Annotated in this window: 22 protein-coding genes, 1 tRNA gene and 1 pseudogene; 17 read left to right on the forward strand and 7 right to left on the reverse strand. The window is 64.9% G+C overall.

Going from position 1 to position 19382, the window contains the following annotated elements:
• Positions 1 to 57: 57 nt before the first annotated feature.
• Positions 58 to 1278 (forward strand): AI-2E family transporter, encoded by a 1221-nt coding sequence (locus tag AC58D2_RS20280; RefSeq protein ID WP_497392870.1) that lies wholly within the window; start codon positions 58 to 60, stop codon positions 1276 to 1278.
• 43 nt (positions 1279 to 1321) lie between these two features.
• Positions 1322 to 1398: transfer RNA gene (locus AC58D2_RS20285), tRNA-Asp, on the forward strand.
• Positions 1399 to 1486: 88 nt separating this feature from the next.
• Here the strand turns inward: AC58D2_RS20285 and AC58D2_RS20290 are convergent.
• The 4 genes from AC58D2_RS20290 to AC58D2_RS20305 all read right to left on the reverse strand — a co-directional run bounded on the left by AC58D2_RS20290 (position 1487) and on the right by AC58D2_RS20305 (position 3211).
• Entirely contained in the window at positions 1487 to 1717 is a 231-nt protein-coding gene (locus tag AC58D2_RS20290) for a DUF2842 domain-containing protein (RefSeq protein WP_497392838.1), read from the reverse strand.
• Positions 1714 to 2295: a 5-formyltetrahydrofolate cyclo-ligase gene (locus AC58D2_RS20295; RefSeq protein WP_497392839.1), complete on the reverse strand. Its 582-nt coding sequence runs from the start codon at positions 2293 to 2295 to the stop codon at positions 1714 to 1716. The genes AC58D2_RS20290 and AC58D2_RS20295 overlap by 4 nt, the downstream gene beginning before the upstream one ends.
• Before the next feature lie 228 nt (positions 2296 to 2523).
• Positions 2524 to 3012, reverse strand: a complete 489-nt coding sequence (locus AC58D2_RS20300) for a cell division protein ZapA (protein WP_497392840.1) — start codon at positions 3010 to 3012, stop codon at positions 2524 to 2526.
• Positions 3005 to 3211 carry a hypothetical protein gene (locus AC58D2_RS20305; RefSeq protein ID WP_497392841.1) on the reverse strand — a complete coding sequence of 69 codons (207 nt, stop codon included), beginning with the start codon at positions 3209 to 3211 and terminating at the stop codon, positions 3005 to 3007. Before AC58D2_RS20305 ends, AC58D2_RS20300 begins: the two co-directional genes overlap by 8 nt.
• Before the next feature lie 153 nt (positions 3212 to 3364).
• Between AC58D2_RS20305 and tkt the strand changes: the two genes are divergently transcribed.
• From tkt to AC58D2_RS20330, 5 genes are all read left to right on the forward strand, one after another.
• Entirely contained in the window at positions 3365 to 5332 is a 1968-nt protein-coding gene (tkt, locus tag AC58D2_RS20310) for a transketolase (protein ID WP_497392842.1), read from the forward strand.
• 35 nt (positions 5333 to 5367) lie between these two features.
• Positions 5368 to 6375, forward strand: a complete 1008-nt coding sequence (gene gap, locus AC58D2_RS20315) for a type I glyceraldehyde-3-phosphate dehydrogenase (protein WP_497392843.1) — start codon at positions 5368 to 5370, stop codon at positions 6373 to 6375.
• Positions 6376 to 6504: 129 nt separating this feature from the next.
• Complete coding sequence (locus AC58D2_RS20320; RefSeq protein ID WP_497392844.1) at positions 6505 to 7701, forward strand: phosphoglycerate kinase; 1197 nt, start codon at positions 6505 to 6507, stop codon at positions 7699 to 7701.
• Between the two features lie 77 nt (positions 7702 to 7778).
• Positions 7779 to 8669 carry a fructose bisphosphate aldolase gene (locus AC58D2_RS20325; RefSeq protein ID WP_497392845.1) on the forward strand — a complete coding sequence of 297 codons (891 nt, stop codon included), beginning with the start codon at positions 7779 to 7781 and terminating at the stop codon, positions 8667 to 8669.
• Positions 8670 to 8678: 9 nt separating this feature from the next.
• Positions 8679 to 9335, forward strand: a complete 657-nt coding sequence (locus AC58D2_RS20330; RefSeq protein ID WP_497392871.1) for an O-methyltransferase — start codon at positions 8679 to 8681, stop codon at positions 9333 to 9335.
• 80 nt (positions 9336 to 9415) lie between these two features.
• Here AC58D2_RS20330 and AC58D2_RS20335 read toward each other — a convergent pair whose 3' ends face one another.
• Positions 9416 to 9817: a hypothetical protein gene (locus AC58D2_RS20335; RefSeq protein WP_497392846.1), complete on the reverse strand. Its 402-nt coding sequence runs from the start codon at positions 9815 to 9817 to the stop codon at positions 9416 to 9418.
• Between the two features lie 35 nt (positions 9818 to 9852).
• Between AC58D2_RS20335 and thiE the strand changes: the two genes are divergently transcribed.
• On the forward strand, positions 9853 to 10491 hold the full coding sequence (thiE, locus tag AC58D2_RS20340; RefSeq protein ID WP_497392847.1) for a thiamine phosphate synthase: 639 nt from the start codon (positions 9853 to 9855) through the stop codon (positions 10489 to 10491).
• Here thiE and AC58D2_RS20345 read toward each other — a convergent pair.
• The gene (locus AC58D2_RS20345) at positions 10488 to 10643 is read right to left on the reverse strand and encodes a hypothetical protein (protein WP_497392848.1); all 156 of its coding nucleotides are present in this window, start codon (positions 10641 to 10643) and stop codon (positions 10488 to 10490) included. The two genes, thiE and AC58D2_RS20345, sit on opposite strands and share 4 nt — an antisense overlap.
• Before the next feature lie 128 nt (positions 10644 to 10771).
• On the opposite strand from AC58D2_RS20345, the pseudogene AC58D2_RS20350 reads away from it, so the two are divergent.
• The 3 genes and pseudogenes from AC58D2_RS20350 (at position 10772) to AC58D2_RS20360 (ending at position 14349) form a co-directional block, all read left to right on the forward strand.
• Positions 10772 to 12737, forward strand: a pseudogene (locus tag AC58D2_RS20350) (OPT family oligopeptide transporter).
• Positions 12738 to 12845: 108 nt separating this feature from the next.
• Positions 12846 to 13409 carry an elongation factor P gene (efp, locus tag AC58D2_RS20355; protein WP_497392849.1) on the forward strand — a complete coding sequence of 188 codons (564 nt, stop codon included), beginning with the start codon at positions 12846 to 12848 and terminating at the stop codon, positions 13407 to 13409.
• A gap of 121 nt (positions 13410 to 13530) precedes the next feature.
• Complete coding sequence (locus AC58D2_RS20360; RefSeq protein WP_497392850.1) at positions 13531 to 14349, forward strand: inositol monophosphatase family protein; 819 nt, start codon at positions 13531 to 13533, stop codon at positions 14347 to 14349.
• Between the two features lie 157 nt (positions 14350 to 14506).
• Here the strand turns inward: AC58D2_RS20360 and AC58D2_RS20365 are convergent, their stop codons facing one another.
• Positions 14507 to 14989 (reverse strand): YbjN domain-containing protein, encoded by a 483-nt coding sequence (locus tag AC58D2_RS20365; protein WP_497392851.1) that lies wholly within the window; start codon positions 14987 to 14989, stop codon positions 14507 to 14509.
• A gap of 223 nt (positions 14990 to 15212) precedes the next feature.
• On the opposite strand from AC58D2_RS20365, the gene AC58D2_RS20370 reads away from it, so the two are divergent.
• The 6 genes from AC58D2_RS20370 to AC58D2_RS20395 all read left to right on the forward strand — a co-directional run bounded on the left by AC58D2_RS20370 (position 15213) and on the right by AC58D2_RS20395 (position 19293).
• Positions 15213 to 15587, forward strand: a complete 375-nt coding sequence (locus tag AC58D2_RS20370) for an NADH-quinone oxidoreductase subunit A (RefSeq protein WP_497392852.1) — start codon at positions 15213 to 15215, stop codon at positions 15585 to 15587.
• A gap of 17 nt (positions 15588 to 15604) precedes the next feature.
• On the forward strand, positions 15605 to 16138 hold the full coding sequence (locus tag AC58D2_RS20375; protein WP_497392872.1) for a NuoB/complex I 20 kDa subunit family protein: 534 nt from the start codon (positions 15605 to 15607) through the stop codon (positions 16136 to 16138).
• 117 nt (positions 16139 to 16255) lie between these two features.
• On the forward strand, positions 16256 to 17197 hold the full coding sequence (locus AC58D2_RS20380; protein ID WP_497392853.1) for an NADH-quinone oxidoreductase subunit C: 942 nt from the start codon (positions 16256 to 16258) through the stop codon (positions 17195 to 17197).
• 35 nt (positions 17198 to 17232) lie between these two features.
• Positions 17233 to 18450, forward strand: a complete 1218-nt coding sequence (locus tag AC58D2_RS20385; protein WP_497392873.1) for an NADH-quinone oxidoreductase subunit D — start codon at positions 17233 to 17235, stop codon at positions 18448 to 18450.
• Between the two features lie 26 nt (positions 18451 to 18476).
• Positions 18477 to 18632, forward strand: a complete 156-nt coding sequence (locus AC58D2_RS20390) for a hypothetical protein (protein ID WP_497392854.1) — start codon at positions 18477 to 18479, stop codon at positions 18630 to 18632.
• Complete coding sequence (locus tag AC58D2_RS20395) at positions 18625 to 19293, forward strand: complex I 24 kDa subunit family protein (protein ID WP_497392855.1); 669 nt, start codon at positions 18625 to 18627, stop codon at positions 19291 to 19293. Before AC58D2_RS20390 ends, AC58D2_RS20395 begins: the two co-directional genes overlap by 8 nt.
• The last annotated feature ends 89 nt before the right edge of the window (positions 19294 to 19382 follow it).

The raw sequence follows: 19382 nt of genomic DNA on the forward strand, positions 1-19382 counted from the left end.
AGTAGCATCGCGCGCGGACCGACTGGCGCGGACGCACAAGCTCGCGTAAGACGTCGGATCATGCGGGAGACTGGCAAGGTGAGCGAGGGAAGGGGACGTCGCGACGTGCGCGCATCGCGTGCCAATCCCCTCGAGCAGATCGAGATCGACGATTTTCGGCGCGACCGGCTTCTCGCCGCGCTAACTCTCATCCTGGGCGCGGCCTTTTGCCTGGGATTGCCCTTTGCGCTTCAGGCGGGCGCCGAGTTCTTCTTGCCGCTGACCGCCGCAATCGTGATCGCGATCGCGCTGGTCCCGATGCTCGAATGGCTCGAACGGCGCGGCGTGCCATCGGCGCTCGCATCCTTCTTGTCGCTCGCGGCCTTTCTAATGCTGATCAACGCCGCCTTGGCGATTATCGTCGTTCCGGCAACGGGCTGGTTCGCGCGGCTGCCCGAATCGATTCCCCGGATCCAGAGCAATCTGGCACCGCTCATCGACTTTTATTCGACGCTCCAGCGGTTCGTCGACCGTACGCTGACGTCGGTCGCCAGCGGAACCGAGGCGACGGCGCAAGCGATGGCCGCTACCGCGCCGACATCGGTGTTCGACTATTTCATTTCGTCGGCTCCCGCGGCCGCGATCCAGCTCTTCTTTGCGATCCTGGTCGTCTTCTTCTTCCTTGCGGGCTGGACGCGCCTTCGCAAGGGGACGATCCGCCGCCGCGGCAGTTTCGACGGCGCGATGCAGACTGCCCGGGTGATCCAGAATGTCGTCGACGCGACCGCCGATTATCTGGCGACGATCACGATGATCAATTCGATACTGGGCCTGATCGTTGCGCTGTTGCTGTGGGTGCTGGGCATGCCGTCGCCCTTCATGTGGGGCGGGATCGTCGCGATTTGCAATTTCGTGCCCTATCTCGGTCCGATCGTCGCGGCGATCCTCCTCGGCCTTGGTGGGCTGATGACCTTCGACGCGGTCGGATTCGCGCTCTTGCCGGGACTCATCTTCATCGGGGTGCACACGATCGAGGCGAATCTGATCACCCCGCTCGTGCTCGGGCGCCGGCTGACGATCAATCCGCTGCTGATTCTGGTGTCGCTGAGTTTCTGGGGGTGGGTTTGGGGTACGCCGGGCGCCTTGCTCGCCGTGCCGTTGCTGCTGATCCTGCAGACCATCCTGCATTCGACAGGGACCCCCGATCTGGCCGGTTTCCTGTTCGAACGAGGTACGCTGACCACCGCTGAAGAGATGCGCGACCGATTAAATCGCGCCGAGGGTGAAAGCGACGGTTGACACGTCGGGGCCGGGGCCATATTGGCGCGGCTCCCAAGCGCAAGCGGGTGTAGCTCAGTTGGTTAGAGCGCCGGCCTGTCACGCCGGAGGTCGCGGGTTCGAGCCCCGTCACTCGCGCCATTTCCTGCCATTCGGCGCAGGAAGGCGCCGCTGGGATCCCAAGCGATATCGTCTGCCTTTATGACCGCGACATGACGCGCGCGGTCATTCAGCCGCGCCAGCGGCCGAGTTCCATCCACCGCAAAAGGGGCTTGAGCGGCATGATCCAGATGATCCCCGCGACCAAGTAAAAGACCGCCTGCACCGGAATCGGCCAGACGCCGACCCACGGCGACAGGCTGACGATGATCGCCGCCCAGACCGCGATCAATACCAGGATCAGGAAGATACCGGCGGGTTTTCGCCAGCTCGGCTCTGGATTGGCTGACGGCTTGCTCACAAACGCTCTCCACAAAGGATGAATTCCTGTTCGGTCAGGATCGCATCAAGGCCGATATCGGTCGGTTCGGACGGGATGGCATCGACCTCCTGCACCGACCAGCCGACGCCGATCCTCGGGATTTCAGGGTGCGCCGCAAAATAACGGTCATAATGCCCACCCCCTTGGCCCAGACGCACGCCGCTGCGGTCGAAGCCGACCAGTGGGCAGAAAATCAGGGCGGGATCGATCGATGCGGTGCCGTCTTCCGGCTGCTTCGGTCCCCAGGGGCCGCTTTCGAGCCGGTCCCCTCCCACCCAGCGGCGAAACGCCATGGTTTCGTCGCGTTCGGCATGATGGGGCAGGGCAAGCGGATAGTCGGCGAGCATCGGCAGTATATCAGGCTCGTCGCCCCATGCGACATAGGTTGCCACGGGATCGCGTCCGGCAAGCCGTTCGGCAAGCGGCTGCGGCACGATACGAAAGGCGGCGAGCCGCGCCATGCCGTCGAGATTGGCAACGAAATGCTTGCGACGAAAGCGCAGGCGCTCGCGAAGTTCCTGCTTCTGCCGGGCCACGCCGGTGGACGGTTCGTTCATCGTCTCTCTCGGCCATCGTCGAAAGCCAGGGGCGGGTTGGCGGGACCGCCGTGGTCGTTTGCCGGAAGATCCTCTGACGCCAGTAACGTCAGGTGGGGGCCGTATACGTCGGACCAGGGTCCGGGCAGGGACAGCTCCCTTGGATGATGTATCGCCTCAGGGATATTCGCAGCGGCTCGTGCCGGGCAGTACCCGCCGCACCCTATTTAGGGACGCGCAGGCCTTCGCTCAAGGCATTTGCTCGATGCTCGTCGCAAGCGCCTCGATCCGGTCGGCGATTTGCAGGAGCGCGCGGTCATGCCTGCCACCGGGGGCTGGCGGTGCAACCGGCGCGCCCTGACGCAGCTTTTCCAGTTCCGCAAGCGCCGCCGCCTCGCGTTCCGATGCGGCCCGGGCTTCCTTCTTCGCATCCTGCTCGCGCGTCCGGATCGCCTGCAATTCATCCTGTGCGGCGGTCGCCCGGCTTTCCGCGAGTGCTATCGCTGCCCGGAGCGAATCCGATTCGGGCATGGCCTTTTCGATCTTGCCGCGCGCTTCATTGGCCTCGTCGGCAAGCATCAGAGCGGCGAAAAGCAGCTGGCGTACCTCGGTACTGCCAGACATCCCGCGCGCCTTTTCGTCGACGAGGCTTGCAAGCTGGTGCAGTTGTTCTTCCTGCCCGTCGGCGCAATGCACGTCGTATCGGCGCCCCGCCACATTCAGATGGACGTCAGCCATTTTTCGCCTCCGCGATCAATCGGTCGAGTTCGCCGATCACCGCTGCAACCTCGGCCTTCAAGGCGGTCGAGTCCGTGTCCGGAACGGTCGCGGCCGGGGTTGATCGACTGGTCCGATCGGACAGGCTTTTCTCGATACGGCTCAGCGCGCGTTCGATGCGGCCGATGGCGAGGCTGGATTCGTCGAGGTCGAGTTCCATGGAGCATGGCGTAGCAGCGGCACCGAAGCCGCGCAATTGTCGAGCGAGCGATGCGCCTTTTTGCGCCTTTTCTTGCCGCGGGCGGTTGACTCCTGACCGTCGCACCGCAAAGGGCTGTCGCGCATCCAGCCCAGCCATATTTCCGGGGGACCCATGACACTGCCCGAACGCCAGCTCGCCAATGCCATCCGCGCGCTAGCGATGGACGCCGTACAGGCCGCGAACAGCGGCCATCCCGGGATGCCGATGGGCATGGCCGATGTGGCGACGGTGCTCTATTCGGATTATCTGAAATTCGATCCGGCCGATCCGGCGTGGCCCGACCGCGACCGATTCGTGCTGTCGGCGGGGCATGGTTCGATGCTTGCCTATGCGACGCTGCATCTCGCGGGCTATGCGCATCCGACGATGGACGAGATCCGCAATTTCCGCCAGTTGAACAGCCCCTGCGCCGGGCATCCGGAGAATTTCGAGCTCGCGGGGATCGAGACGACGACCGGGCCGCTGGGGCAGGGGCTGGCGACGGCGGTCGGGATGGCGATTGCCGAGCGGCATCTGAACGCGGTCTATGGCGACGATCTGGTCGATCATCGCACATATGTCGTGGCCGGCGACGGGTGCCTTATGGAAGGCATCAACCACGAAGCCATTGGTTTGGCTGGGCATTTGAAGCTCGGGCGGCTGATCGTGCTGTGGGACGACAACAAGATCACGATCGACGGCGCGACGGACCTGTCGACGAGCGAGGATGTGAAGGCGCGCTATGCGGCCACGGGTTGGCATGTCGAAAGCTGCGACGGGCATGATCCGGCCGATATCCGCCGCGCGCTCGACGCGGCGATCGCCGACGATCGGCCGTCGCTGGTCGCGTGCCGGACGATCATCGGCTTCGGCGCCCCGAACAAGCAGGGCACATCCGCGACGCACGGCGCGGCGCTTGGCGTCGACGAGGTCGCCGCGGCGCGCGAGACGCTGGGCTGGACCGCCGAACCTTTCGTCATCCCCGCCGATATCGCCGCAGCGTGGAAAGCCTTTGGCGAGAAGGGCAACGGACTTCGCGCCGACTGGAAAGATCGCCTCGCAAAGAGCGGAAAGAAGGACGATTACGAGGCGCGCATTGCCGGTCATGTGACTCCGGGCGCGGCGTTCAAGGCCTATCTCGACGGCCTCGTCGCCGAGCCGCCGAAGGTCGCGACGCGCAAGGCGTCGGAAAATGCCTTGACCGCGCTGACCGCCGATATCGCGGCGCTCGTGGGCGGCAGCGCCGACCTGACGGGGTCCAACAATACCAAAACATCGTCGACCAAAGCGTTGACGCGCGACGATTATTCGGGTCGCTATCTCTATTATGGCATCCGCGAGTTCGGCATGGCGGCCGCGATGAACGGCATGGCGCTGCACGGCGGGGTGATCCCCTATGGCGGCACCTTCCTGGTGTTTTCCGACTATTGCCGCGGCGCGATCCGCTTGTCGGCGCTCCAGCGCCAGCGCGTCGTCTATGTGATGACCCATGACAGCATCGGGCTGGGCGAGGACGGGCCGACGCACCAGCCGATCGAGCATTTGCAGGCGCTGCGCGCGATGCCAAACCTGCTCGTGATGCGGCCTGCCGACGCGGTCGAAACCGCCGAATGCTGGGCGATCGCGCTGGCACAGGAAGATCGGCCGACGCTGCTCGCGCTGACCCGTCAGAACCTGCCGCCCTTGCGCCATGACGTCACGGAAAATCTTTGCCTGAAAGGTGGTTACAGGCTTCGCGCTGCGTCCGCGGCGCGCAACGTCGTGCTCGTCGCAACGGGATCCGAAGTGTCGCTTGCGATGGAGATCGCCGAGAGGCTGGAGGCCGCGGGGCAGGGCGCCGATGTCGTTTCGATGGTGTCGACCGAGTTGTTCGACGAACAGGACGAGGCCTATCGCGCCGATGTCCTGCCGCGCGACGCGCTGATCGTGTCGATCGAGGCGGGCACGACCTTTGGCTGGGAACGCTATGCGGGCCGCGACGGCCTGCGTTTCGGCATCGACAGTTTCGGGGCTTCGGCCCCGATCGAAGACCTATTCAAGCATTTCGGCCTGACCGCCGATGCTATCACGCCCAAGATCATGGCACGGCTGAGCAACTGAGAGCCGGCCAACATACGCAGAAAGGACGTTTCGACATGGCAGTGAAAGTCGCAATCAACGGTTTCGGACGCATCGGCCGCAATGTGGCGCGCGCCATTCTCGAGCGCACCGACCATGACCTCGAACTGGTGTCGATCAACGATCTGGGCGATGCCAAGGCGAACGCCCGTCTGCTCCGCCATGATTCGGTCCACGGGGCGTTCAACGGCACCGTCGAAGTCGACGGCAACGACCTGATTATCAACGGAAAGCGCATTCAGGTTACCGCCGAGCGCGACCCCGCCGCGCTGCCGCACGCCGCAAACGGCATCGATATCGTGATGGAATGCACGGGCTTTTTCACCAACAAGGCCGGCGGCCAGAAACATCTCGACGCCGGCGCAAAGCGCGTGCTGATCTCGGCTCCCGCCAAGGAAGTCGACCTGACCGTGGTCTATGGCGTCAACGACGATCAGATCACTGCCGATCACCTGATCATCTCGAACGCGTCATGCACCACCAACTGCCTCGCGCCCTTTGCGAAGGTGCTGCACGAAGCGATCGGGATCGAGCGCGGCCTGATGACCACCATCCACGCCTATACCAACGACCAGAAGATTCTCGACCAAATCCACAGCGATCCGCGCCGCGCGCGCGCCGCCGCGATGTCGATGATCCCGACCTCGACCGGCGCGGCGGTTGCCGTCGGCCTCGTGCTCCCCGAACTCAAGGGCAAGCTCGACGGGTCGTCGATCCGCGTCCCGACCCCGAATGTCTCGGTCGTCGACCTTACCTTCACGCCGTCGCGCGACACGACCGCGGAAGAGGTCAACGCGGTTCTCAAGGCCGCCGCCGAAGGGCCGCTGAAGGGCGTGTTGGGCTACACCGAAGAGCCGCTGGTTTCGATCGACTTCAACCATAATGCGGCGAGTTCGACGATCGACAGCCTCGAAACCGCGGTGATCGACGGCAAGCTGGTCCGCGTTCTCAGCTGGTACGACAATGAATGGGGTTTCTCGAACCGCATGGTCGATACCGCGGGCGTGATCGCGGGGTTGCTTTGAATTGATCATCGTTCGTCCTGGGGAGGGACTGAGCCTGGCGAAGACCCGTCTCGAAGGACCCTTCGAGACACCGCTTCGACAAGCTCAGCGGTTCCTCAGGGCAAACGGAAACAGGAATGGGAAACGTCGATGACCGCGTTCAAAACCCTCGACGATATCGGCGACGTCACCGGCAAGCGCGTGCTCGTCCGCGTCGATTTGAACGTGCCGATGGCGGACGGTGCGGTGAGCGATGCGACGCGGCTGCAGGCCGCGGTGCCGACGATCCGCGAACTGTCCGACAAGGGCGCGATCGTGCTGCTGCTCGCGCATTTCGGCCGTCCCAAGGGCGCCAAGAACCCGACCCAGTCGCTGAGCCTCGTCATGGGCGGGCTCGAGGACGTGCTCGGCCATAGCGTGATGTTCATCCCCGACTGCATCGGCGACGGCGCGAAGGCGGGCGTGGCGGTGCTGGCGCCGGGCGACGTTGCTGTGCTCGAAAACACGCGCTTCCACGCGGGCGAGGAAAAGAACGACCCGGCGTTCGCCGACGCGCTCGCCGAGGTCGGCGACCTCTATGTCAACGACGCCTTTTCGGCGGCGCACCGCGCGCATGGCTCGACCGAGGGCATCGCGCATCGCCTGCCGGCCTTTGCGGGCCGTGCGATGGAGGCCGAACTCAAGGCGCTCGACGCCGCGCTCGGCAATCCCGCGCATCCCGTGGCGGCGGTGGTCGGCGGTGCCAAGGTGTCGACGAAGATCGACGTGCTCAAGAACCTCGTCGGCAAGGTCGATCATCTGATTATCGGCGGCGGCATGGCGAACACCTTCCTCGCCGCGCGCGGAGTCGATGTCGGCAAGTCGCTGTGCGAGCATGATCTGGTCGATACCGCCAATGCGATCTTCGAGGCCGCCGACGGCGCCGGATGCACGATCCACCTGCCCTATGACGTCGTGGTGGCACGCGAGTTCGCGCCCAATCCGCCGACGCGCACCGTGAACGTCCACGAAGTCGCGCCCGACGAAATGATCCTCGACGTCGGCCCCGCCGCGGTCGAGGCGCTCGCCGACGTGCTCAAGACGTGCCGCACGCTCGTGTGGAACGGCCCGCTCGGCGCGTTCGAGACGCCGCCGTTCGACGCGGCGACGGTCGCGCTCGCGAAGACCGCGGCGGCGCTGACGCGCGAAGGATCGCTGATTTCGGTCGCGGGCGGCGGCGACACGGTCGCGGCGCTGAACCATGCCGGGGTGGCGGGCGATTTCACCTTCGTTTCGACCGCGGGAGGCGCCTTTCTCGAGTGGATGGAAGGCAAGCCGCTGCCGGGCGTCGACGCCCTGAAGGGCTGAATTTTCGCAGCATTGCATCCCGGTTCGCGGGAAGCTATGCGCGCCGCAACATACGTATGCAAGGAGCCCGAAATCCCATGACGACCGCCAACGCCGAAATGCTCGACAAGATCAAATCGGGACAGGGTTTCATCGCCGCGCTCGACCAGAGCGGCGGATCGACGCCCAAGGCCTTGAAAGGCTATGGCATCGGCGAGGACGCGTTTGCGAACGACGAGGAAATGTTCGCGCTGATTCACGCGATGCGCAGCCGCATCGTGACGGCGCCCTGCTTCAACGGTGACAAGGTGATCGGCGCGATCCTGTTCGAACGGACGATGGACGGCGAAGCGGATGGCAAGCCGGTTCCGTCCCTGTTGTGGGGCCGCGGCGTGGTTCCGTTCCTGAAGGTCGACAAGGGGTTGGAGGCGGAAGCCGACGGCGTCCAGTTGATGAAGCCCATGCCCGAACTCGACGCCCTGTGCGAGCGTGCGGTCGCGAAGGGCGTGTTCGGCACCAAGATGCGCAGCGTCATCAACCTGGCCAATCCGGCGGGGATCGTGGCGGTCGCGCGGCAGCAGTTCGCCGAGGCGAAGCGGATCGCGGCGCACGGGCTGGTGCCGATCATCGAGCCGGAGATCAACATCAAGAGCCCCGAGCGCGACGCCGCCGACCGATTGCTGCTCGATGCGATCCTGGCCGAACTGGATCGCTGGGACGGAGCGCCGGTGATGCTAAAACTGTCGATTCCGGCCGAAGCGAACCTGTACGCGCCGCTCGTCGATCATCCGAAGGTGCTGCGCGTCGTGGCGCTGTCGGGCGGTTTCGCGCGCCCCGAAGCCTGCGCCGAGCTTGCCAAGAACCGCGGCATGATTGCAAGCTTCAGCCGCGCGCTGCTCGAAGATCTGCGCGCGTCGATGGACGACGATGCTTTCGATCGCTCGCTCGGCGGCGCGATCAACGACATTCACGCGGCCTCGGTGGTGTAGGCCCCTGTGATGGGAGAGAGGTGGCAAGCCGTCGACGACTATATCGCCGACAAGTTTCTCGGCGCCGACGACGTGCTTGCCGCCAGCCTTTCCCACAACGAAGCGCAAGGCCTGCCGCCGATCGACGTATCGCCGGCGCAGGGCAAGATGCTGTTTCTGATGGCGCAGATGGCGGGTGCTCGGCGCATCCTCGAAGTCGGCACGCTGGGCGGCTATTCGACGATCTGGCTTGCGCGCGCGCTGCCTGCGGACGGGCAGCTCGTGACGCTCGAGGTCGATCGCAAGCATGCACGCGTGGCGCAGGAAAATCTGGACCGCGCCGGCCTGTCGAACCGGGTCGACGTCCGCGTCGGGCCGGCGAAGGACAGTCTGGCCGCGATGACGGGGGAAGGGCCTTTCGACTTCGTGTTCATCGATGCCGACAAGCAGGGCAACCCGCTTTACGTCGACGAAGCCGTACGGCTTGGAAAAGCCGGGACGATCATCGTCGTCGACAATGTCGTGCGCGGGGGCGGGGTTCTGGATGCCGATAGCGCGGACAACAGCGTCCGCGGGACACGCGCGCTGTTCGATCTGCTCGAACGCGATCCGCGGCTCGACGCGACGGCCGTGCAGACCGTCGGGGCGAAGGGCTGGGACGGGTTCGTGCTGGCGCGGGTGCGTTGAGCGGATACCTTGGGGTAGGGAGCGGCCATTCGCTTTCTTCGTCACCCCGGATCAAGTCCAGGGTGACGAGGCGATTAACGCTATAATCCGCCGTCGAAGCGGAACGAAAAGCGGTAGTCCTTGGCCGCGATCGGGGCGCTCGAGCGTTTTTCGGGGCGCACCGATTCGAGACGGATCGCACCGTCCGCGATCGGGGTCGCTTCGCCGAGCGTAACCTCGAAAGGGTCGCTTTCGCCCGTGGGACGCAGCCACAGCATCTTCACGCGAACGCGGCCCGCCCAGACGCAACGCGCGTTCATCGGGCAGCGGCTGTCCTCGACAACTTCGACCGGCTGGACGACGGGGCCGTCGACCATTGCGCGCTGGCCGAGCGCGACGTCGCGGCCGTCGGCAAGCGGGGCTTGGGATGCGCCCGTTACGCACCCCGAAAGCGCCAAGACGGCGGCGAGAGCGGGGAGGGCGAGGCGGGACAATATCTGCATTTGCCGGAGTCTGAAGCCGCCGCTATGAACCCGCCATGACCACGCAGACCTGCCAGCTCTACCTGATCTCGCCGCTCGACGTCGGGGGCGATTTTCCCGACCGGCTCGAGGCGGCGCTGTCCGCCGGACCGGTCGCGGCGTTCCAGTTTCGCGTCAAGGGGCTGAGCCAGCACGAGGCGGCGCGACTCGCCGGGCCGTTGCAGGCGACGTGCGCGGCGCACGAGGTCGCTTTCATTGTCAACGACGACACGGCACTTGCCAAGCGCATCCAGGCCGACGGCGTGCATTTGGGGCAGGGCGACGGCGACCCCCGGGAGGCGCGCCGGCTGCTTGGCCCGGACGCCCAGATCGGCGTGACCTGCCATGCCAGCCGTCATCTGGCGATGGAAGCCGGCGAAGCCGGGGCGGATTATGTGGCGTTCGGCGCCTTTTTCCCGACGACGACCAAGACGGTCGAACACCATGCCGAACCGGAGATTTTGAGCTGGTGGCAAGGATTGTTCGAGCTTCCGTGCGTCGCGATCGGCGGAATTACGCCCGACAATGCAGCGCCGCTGATAGAGGCGGGCGCCGATTTCCTCGCGGTGTCGGGGGCGGTCTGGAACCATCCCGAAGGACCGGCCGCGGCAGTGCGGGCCTTTGCCGTGCTGCTCGACGCGGGCGCCGCGGATTAGGGACGCGGCGGCGGCGCGGCGCGATCGGGCCGCTCCGGATGCGGCGCGTCCTTGCGCCAGCCGAACAGGCCGGCGCACGGTGCGCGGCGCCCCGCCATGCCGGCAGGGGCAGGGGCGGACGGCGCGATCTTGACAGGATTTTCGTCAATCATGCGCGTCCCTATGGCAGCGGCGCGCACCCGCCGATTGGATCGGCGCGCCAAATCGGCTTCGGCTCGTCGCCTTTTCGCTTGCGCTGCCGCCGCGGCGGCGCAAGAGAATGACCCCGGGGAGTAATTTCATGACACGTGCCGACCAGCAGCCTGCGGGGATTCGCGAACTCACGATCCGGGGCATCATCCTCGGTGGGCTGATCACCCTGCTTTTCACCGCCGCGAACGTCTATCTGGGGCTGAAGGTCGGGCTGACCTTTGCGACCTCGATCCCCGCCGCGGTGATCTCGATGGCGATTTTGCGCTTCGTCTCGGGCGCGACGATCCTGGAGAATAATATCGTCCAGACTATCGCCAGCGCGGCGGGGACGCTGGCGGCGATCATCTTCGTGCTGCCGGGACTTGTGATCGTCGGCTGGTGGCAGGGGTTTCCCTATTGGACGACGGCGGCGGTGTGCTTCATCGGCGGCACGTTGGGCGTGATGTTCTCGGTACCGCTGCGCCGCGCGCTGGTCGCCGGATCGGACCTGCCCTATCCCGAAGGCGTCGCGGCGGCGGAGGTGCTGAAGGTCGGGTCGCGCAGCGGGGAGGGCGTCGAGGAAAACCAGGCGGGCTTGCGGACGATCGTCCTCGGTTCGCTGGTCAGCGCCGGCTTTGCGCTCCTCGGCGCGATGAAGCTCGCGGCGACCGAAGTCGGCAGGACTTTCAAGATCGGCGCGGGCGCTAGCGGGGTCAGCGCCAGCCTGTCGCTCGCGCTGATCGGGGTCGGACATCTCGTCGGCCTGTCGGTCGGGCTCGCGATGCTGACGGGCATGATCATCGCGTGGGGCGGGCTGATGCCGCTGCTGACTGCCGCGCACGGGGTCGCCGGATCGGTCGACGATGCGGTCGGCGCGGTCTTTTCCCAGGAAGTTCGCTTTATCGGCGCCGGGACGATCGGCGTCGCGGCGCTGTGGACCTTGCTCAAGATCATCGGCCCGATCGCGCGGGGCATCCAGGGCTCGATCGCCTCGTCGCGCGCGCGCGGCAAGGGCGAAGTCGTCGAACTGGGCGAGCGCGACCTGTCGTTCGGCATCGTCGCCGGCACGATCCTGGGCTCGCTGGTCCCGATTGCGGGACTGTTGTGGTTCTTCGCCCAGGGCGGGCCGATCGCGGCGAACCCGGTCGGCGTGATCGTGGCGACGCTGCTGTTCGTGCTGTTCATCGGCGCGATCATCGCGGCGGTCACCGGCTATATGGCGGGCCTGATCGGCGCATCGAACAGCCCCGGTTTCCGGGGTCGGTATTCTGTCGGTCATCGCCGCCTCGCTGATGCTGCTCTTCTTCTTCGGGCGCGATCATAGCGACGCCGACACCGCGGCGCTCGTCGCCTATGCGCTGTTCACCACCGCGATCGTCTTTTCGGTCGCGACGATCTCGAACGACAATCTGCAAGACCTGAAAACCGGCCAGCTTGTCGGGGCGACGCCGTGGAAACAGCAGCTCGCGCTCGTCATCGGGGTCGGCTTCGGCTCGCTGATCATCCCGCCCGTGCTCGACCTGCTCAACCAGGCGTTCGGCTTCGCAGGTGCAGCCGGCGCAGGAGCGAATGCACTTCCCGCGCCGCAGGCCGCGCTCATCAGCGCGCTCGCGAAGGGCGTGCTGGGCGGCGACCTGCGCTGGGACCTGATCGGCTATGGCGCGCTTATCGGCGTCGCGGTCGTCGCGCTCGATGAAATCCTTGGCCGCATGGGCAAGATGCGCCTGCCGCCGCTGGGCGTGGGCATGGGCATCTATCTGCCAATGTCGCTGACCATCCTGATCCCGATTGGCGCCTTTGTCGGCCATCTGTGGGAAAAGCGCGCGGCACGAAGCCGCAAGCCGGAATTCTATGGTCGCATGGGCGTGCTGCTCGCAACCGGCTTCATCGTCGGCGAAAGCCTGTTCGGCGTGCTGTTCGCCGGTATCGTGGCGGGCTCGGGCAGCGATGCGCCGCTCTCGGTGGTGGGCGAGGCGTTCGCAACGCCCGCGATCCCGATCGGCATCGTCCTGTTCGTCGGCGCGATCGCCCTCAGCTATCGCCGGACGCGCACGATGGCGGACCAGGCACCCTAAGCCGCTTGCCCTTCGCCGCGCGTCCCGCTAAGGGCGCGCTCCTGTGACCGGTGCGCGAAGACGTGCGCCGGCGGCTCTTTCCATCCTTGTTTGAAGCGAGTGTGCGCGATGAAAATCTCCGGCGTTGAAATCCGTCCCGGCAATATTATCGAATATGAAGGCGGTATCTGGAAGGTTACCAAGATCCAGCACACCCAGCCGGGCAAGGGCGGGGCCTATATGCAGGTCGAGGCCAAGAATCTGATCGATGGGCGCAAGCTCAACAACCGTTTCCGCAGCGCCGACACGGTCGAAAAGGTCCGCCTCGACACCAAGGATTTCCAGTTCCTCTATGCCGAGGGCGACGACCTGGTGTTCATGGACAAGGACAGTTTCGAACAGATCAACATCTCCAAGGAGGTCGTCGGCGAGGCCCATGAATTCCTGCAGGATGGCATGGAGGTCGTACTCGAATTGTGGGAAGAGCGTCCGATCTCGGTCGAACTGCCCGAACAGATCGAAGCGACGATCGTCGAGGCCGATGCGGTGGTGAAGGGCCAGACGGCGTCTTCGTCGTACAAGCCCGCGATCCTCGACAATGGCGTGCGCGTGATGGTGCCACCGCACATCACCAGCGGCACGCGCATCGTGGTCAACGTCTATGACCGTGAATATGTCCGCCGCGCGGATTGATTGAGCTCCCCTCCCGCTTGCGGGAGGGGTCAGGGGAGGGGCTGTCGAGGGACAGCGTCTTTCCGAAGGAAACATTCCCTCCCTCGACCCCTCCCGCAAGCGGGAGGGGGGAGTAGATATTATGGCCGTATCCGGCATCATCACCGTCATGGAACGCGCCGCGCGCAAGGCGGGGTCCAAGCTGCGCCGCGACTTCGGCGAAGTCGAGCATCTGCAGGTGTCGCAGAAGGGGCCCGCCGATTTCGTATCCAAGGCCGACCAGGCCGCCGAACGCACGCTCTATGACGAGCTGACCCACGCGCGCCCGGGCTGGGGCTTCCTGATGGAGGAAGCGGGCGAGATCGAGGGCGAGCCGGGCAAGCCGCGCTTCATCATCGACCCGCTCGACGGCACCTCGAACTTCCTCCACGCGATCCCGCAGTTCGCAATCTCTATCGCGGTGCAGGAACCAAAGCTGGGCGGCGGCTGGGGCGACGTCACCGCGGCGCTGGTCTATCAGCCCGTGACCGACGAGAGCTATTGGGCCGAGCGCGGCCGCGGGGCGTGGTTGCACGACCGCCGCCTGCGCGTGTCGTCGCGGCGCAGCCTGCACGAATGCCTGATCGCCACCGGCATCCCGTTCATGGGGCACGGCGACATGGCGCAGTGGAGCCGCATCTTCGGCGCGGTGGCGCCCGAAGTCGCCGGCATCCGCCGCTTCGGCGCCGCGAGCCTGGACCTTGCCTGGGTCGCGGCGGGACGCTTCGACGGTTTCTGGGAAAGCGACCTGAAAATCTGGGACGTCGCGGCGGGCATGCTGCTCGTGCGCGAGGCCGGCGGCTTCGTCAGCGATTTCCGCGGCGGTGAACGCGCGATCGAGCGCAGCGAATTCATCGCCGGCAGCAGCGCGGTGCATTCGAAGTTGCAGAAGCTGGTCGCGGGCGCGCTGCGCAACGCCTGATGGGCGGTAGCGCGGGTAAAGAATCCGTCGCCCCCGCGCAAAGGCGGGAGCCGCAGTTGGTCTACGCGAGATCGCAGGAAAAAGCGGCCAGCGGCCCCCGCCTTCGCGGGGGTGCGCGCTCAAAATGGCCCCCCCAAAGCCGTCGGCGCGCCCGACCTCAATCCTCGTAGAGGAACTCGTGATAGGCATCCATCAGCGCCGCCCAGGTGTTGAAGGTTTCGCTGATATTCTCCTTTGGGATTCCGTTGAAATCGACGTCGACGTCCATTTCGAGCACGGGGTCCCCGGCCTCGTCGCGATAGGCGCGGGCGAAGCGTTTTTCCTTGTTCCACTGGTTCAGCTTTTCGAGCGTCGTGTCCTTCGCGTCGCTGAAGCCCATGTAATATTGCAGCGTCCGGCAATTCTTGTTCTCGGTGCAATTCATGAACAGCACGAGGAATTTCAGCCCGTTGCGATTGCTCTCGATATAGGGGTCCTCGCCGGTTTTCTGGACGAGCGTTGCCGGCCAGTCGTGCGACTCGACGATCTGTTTGATCGCCTGTGGATTGGTCGCGTTGACGAGTTGCGCCTGCGCCGGAGTCGCTGCGACGGCAAGGACGGCGCCCGCGGCGAGCGCGGTTCTAAGGATGACACGATACATAAGGACTCCCCATCTCGATCGGGCGCTGGCTGACCCGGTACATCGACCCCATTTCGCGCGATCTAACATAGCGATAGGGGGACTCGCCAGCCACCTTTGCGCTTTTGAGGGGGCGAGCGGACAATTTCCTGCCCGCGGTGCTTGCGAGGCGCGGCCCGCTGGCCTAAAGCGCCCCCCATAACGGGTGCGCAGACACCCAGAAACAACCAGACTGCGAGCTCTCATGGTCGATCTGACTCAATATCTGCCGATTCTGATTTTCCTGGCCATTGCGGTCGGGCTTTCGACGGCGTTCGTGTTCCTGCCGATGGGCGTTGCCCGCCTGACCGGCGCGCACCAGCCCGATCCGGCGAAGCTGACCGAGTATGAATGCGGTTTCCCCGCATTTGAAGACGCCCGCAGCCAATTCGATGTGCGATTCTACCTCGTCGCCATTTTGTTCATCATCTTCGACCTCGAAGCCGCCTTCCTCTTTCCCTGGGCGGTCAGCCTGAAGGAAATCGGCTGGGCCGGCTGGGCGACGATGATGGTGTTTCTGGCCGAGCTTGCGCTTGGCCTTGTCTATGCGTGGAAGAAAGGGGCGCTGGATTGGGAATGAGCAATACCGGCCTCATCATGCCCGGCGCGATGCCGGTCCCCGCGGGGACCGATCCGGACCAGGGATTTTTCGACGACCTGAACGCCGAAGTTGGCGACAAGGGCTTCCTCGTCACCTCGACCGAGGATCTGTTCAACTGGGCGCGGACCGGGTCGCTGTGGTGGATGACCTTCGGTCTCGCCTGCTGCGCGGTCGAAATGATCCACGTCAACATGCCGCGCTATGACATGGAGCGGTTCGGCGTCGCACCGCGCGCCAGTCCGCGCCAGAGCGATGTGATGATCGTCGCGGGAACGCTGTGCAACAAGATGGCACCGGCGCTGCGTCGTGTGTACGACCAGATGTCGAACCCCAAATATGTGATCTCCATGGGAAGCTGCGCCAACGGTGGCGGCTATTATCACTACAGCTATTCGGTGGTGCGCGGCTGCGACCGGATCGTTCCCGTCGACATCTATGTGCCCGGCTGCCCGCCGACCGCGGAGGCGCTGCTTTATGGCGTGATGCAGTTGCAGCGCAAGATCCGCCGCGTCGGGACGATCGAACGATGAGTCTCGTTCTCGCCCTTACGTCCGTTCGCCCTGAGCTTGTCGAAGGGCTGTTTTTCTTTCTGTGCCGTGAGATCAAGGACGGGGCTTCGACAAGCTCAGCCCGAACGGAGGTTGGGAATGGCTAGTCCCGCTCCCCTGATCGCGCCGCGCGCCGACCTTTCGGATGCGCTGGCAAAGGCGCTCGGCAAGGACATGCTCGCGCACGTCTTCACCGTCGGTGAGGACAGCATCACGGTGCGCCGCGAGGCGGTGGCCGGCGTGATGGTCCAGCTGCGCGATGCGCTGGGCTATCAGCAGTTGATGGAAATCGCGGGGGTCGACTATCCCGACCGGGCCGAGCGGTTCGAAGTCGTCTATCACCTGCTCAGCGTGACCAAGAACCACCGGCTGCGCGTCCGGGTGTCGACCGACGAAGCGACGCCGGTACCGACGGTCGTGCCGGTGTGGCCGAATGCCGGCTGGCTCGAGCGTGAAGTGTTCGACATGTATGGGGTCCTGTTCGCGGGCAACCCAGACCTGCGCCGTATCCTGACCGATTATGGCTTCCAGGGCTTTCCGCAGCGCAAGGACTTCCCGCTTACGGGTTACACCGAGCTGCGCTATAGCGAAGAAGACAAGCGCGTCGTTTACGAACCGGTGCGGCTGGCGCAGGATTTCCGCAACTTCGACTTCATGAGCCCGTGGGAAGGCGCCGACTATATCCTGCCCGGCGACGAAAAGGCCGGCGGGACCGGCGAGGCGCCGGGCAAGGGCGCGCCCTCGCCCATGACGGCGTCGGAGGTAAAAAAGGCGGACGAGGCAAAGGCCGCGCCGCCGCCGACTCCGAAGACGACCGAGAAGCCCGAACAGACCGGCGCCGGGAAGAAGGCCGACAAGGAAGCGACGAAGAAGAGCAAGGACGGCAAGACCGCGAAGCCCGACGCCGCGGCCGAATCCGGGACGCGCGCCAAGGCGAAAGGCGCGTCGACTCCGAAGGCCGCGACCAAGGCGAAAGCACCCGGGAAGCCGCGTGCCCCGCGCAAGCCCAAAGCGGCCAAGAGCGATGGAGGTGACGCATGACCGACTCTCCTTATGTGAAGCACCACGGTAGCGACATGTTCGAAGGCTATCCGGTCGACACCGCCGACACCGCGGGCGACCAGACGGTCACCAACTATACGATCAACTTCGGTCCGCAGCATCCGGCGGCGCACGGCGTTTTGCGCATGGTGATGGAGCTCGACGGCGAGATCATCGAGCGCGTCGATCCGCACGTCGGCCTGCTCCATCGCGGCACCGAAAAGCTGATCGAATACAAGACCTATCTGCAGGCGCTGCCCTATTTCGACCGGCTCGACTATTGCTCGCCGCTCGGCATGGAGCATAGCTATGTCCTTGCGATCGAGAAATTGCTCGACCTCGAGGTGCCGGCGCGCGCGCAATATCTGCGCGTGCTGTTCGCCGAGCTGACGCGTATCTGCAATCACATGCTCAACATCGGGTCGCACGTCATGGACGTCGGCGCGATGACACCGAACCTGTGGGTGTTCGAACTGCGCGAGGATTGCCTGAACTTCTTCGAGCGCGCGTCGGGCGCGCGGATGCACTCGGCGTGGTTCCGTCCCGGCGGCGTGCATCAGGATGTCCCCGAAAAGCTGCTCGTCGACATCGGCGAATGGGTCGAAACACGTCTGCCGCGGCTGTTCGGTGACGCGATGAGCCTGGTGATCGACAACCGCATCTTCAAGCAGCGCAACGTCGACATCGCGACGGTGAGCAAGGAGGATGCGCTGGCGTGGGGCTTCTCCGGCCCGATGATCCGCGGCAGCGGCATCGCGTGGGATTTGCGCAAGTCGCAGCCCTATGACGCCTATGCGGCGATGGAGTTCGACATTCCGGTCGGCACCAAGGGCGATTGCTACGATCGCTTCATGGTGCGCGTCGAGGAAGTCTATCAGTCGGCGAAGATCATCAAGCAGTGCCTGCGCGAAATGCCGAGCGGCCCCTTTGCGAGCCTTGACCGCAAGGTCGTGCCGCCGAAGCGCGGCGAGATGAAGCAGTCGATGGAATCGCTGATTCATCACTTCAAGCTCTATACCGAGGGCTTCCACGTCCCCGCGGGCGAGGTTTACGTCGCGACCGAAAGCCCCAAGGGCGAATTCGGCGTGTATCTGGTCAGCGACGGCAGCAACAAGCCGTACCGCTGCAAGATCCGCCCGACGGCGTTTTCGCACCTGCAGGCGATGGATTTCATGTGCAAGGGGCACATGCTCGCGGATACGACCGCGATCATCGGCGCGATCGACGTCGTGTTCGGGGAGTGCGACCGGTGATCTCATTTCTTGACACTATAGGTAAGATGGCCGTCGGCGCTGCGTTCGTACTCATCCTCCTGGAGTGGACGCGCGGGCTTGAGGTTAATGACGAAATATTGCTGATGAATCTTGTTTGGCCGATTACTTTATTGGCCAAGCTCACCCTAGAAAAGCGTTCGAAAGTAGCTGTTCATGGCTGACGCACCCCAAATCCCCGACGAAGCCGAAGTCCGCGCTCGCTGGGGCGCTTTTGCGTGGACGGCCGAAAATGCCGAGAAGGCGAAAACCGTTATCGCGCGCTATCCCGCGGGACGGCAGCGGTCGGCGGTGATGCCGCTGCTCGACCTCGCGCAGCGCCAGGTTGGCGCCGAAACGCAGACGCAGGGCTGGCTGCCCGTGCCGGTGATCGAATATGTCGCCGCCGAGCTCGATATGCCCTTCATCCGCGCCTATGAGGTCGCGACCTTCTATACCATGTACAATCTCGCGCCGGTCGGCCGCTATCATGTGCAGGTATGCGGGACGACGCCGTGCCTGCTGCGCGGGTCGGACGATGTGATGGCGGCGTGCAAGAACCGCGGCATGGCCAAGGGAAAGACGACCCCCGACGGGCTGTTCACGCTGACCGAGGTCGAGTGCATGGGCAATTGCGCCAACGCTCCGATGGTCCAGATCAACGACGATAATTACGAAGACCTCGATTTCGACAGCATGTCGTGCATCCTCGACGACCTTGCGGCGGGCAAGCAGCCCAAGACCGGGACGCAGAACCCGCAGCGCCACACGAGCGAGCCCGAGGGCGGCCCGACGACTCTGACCGCGATGGTCGATGCGAACCACGACTATCGGAAGGAATGGTGAGGATGATCGGCATCCCGTTTCTTCGTCATGCCGGACTTGATCCGGCATCCATTGCCGCGCCGACGTCGTGGACCCCGGATCAAGTTCGG

The organism is Sphingopyxis sp. CR5, assembly GCF_059693785.1.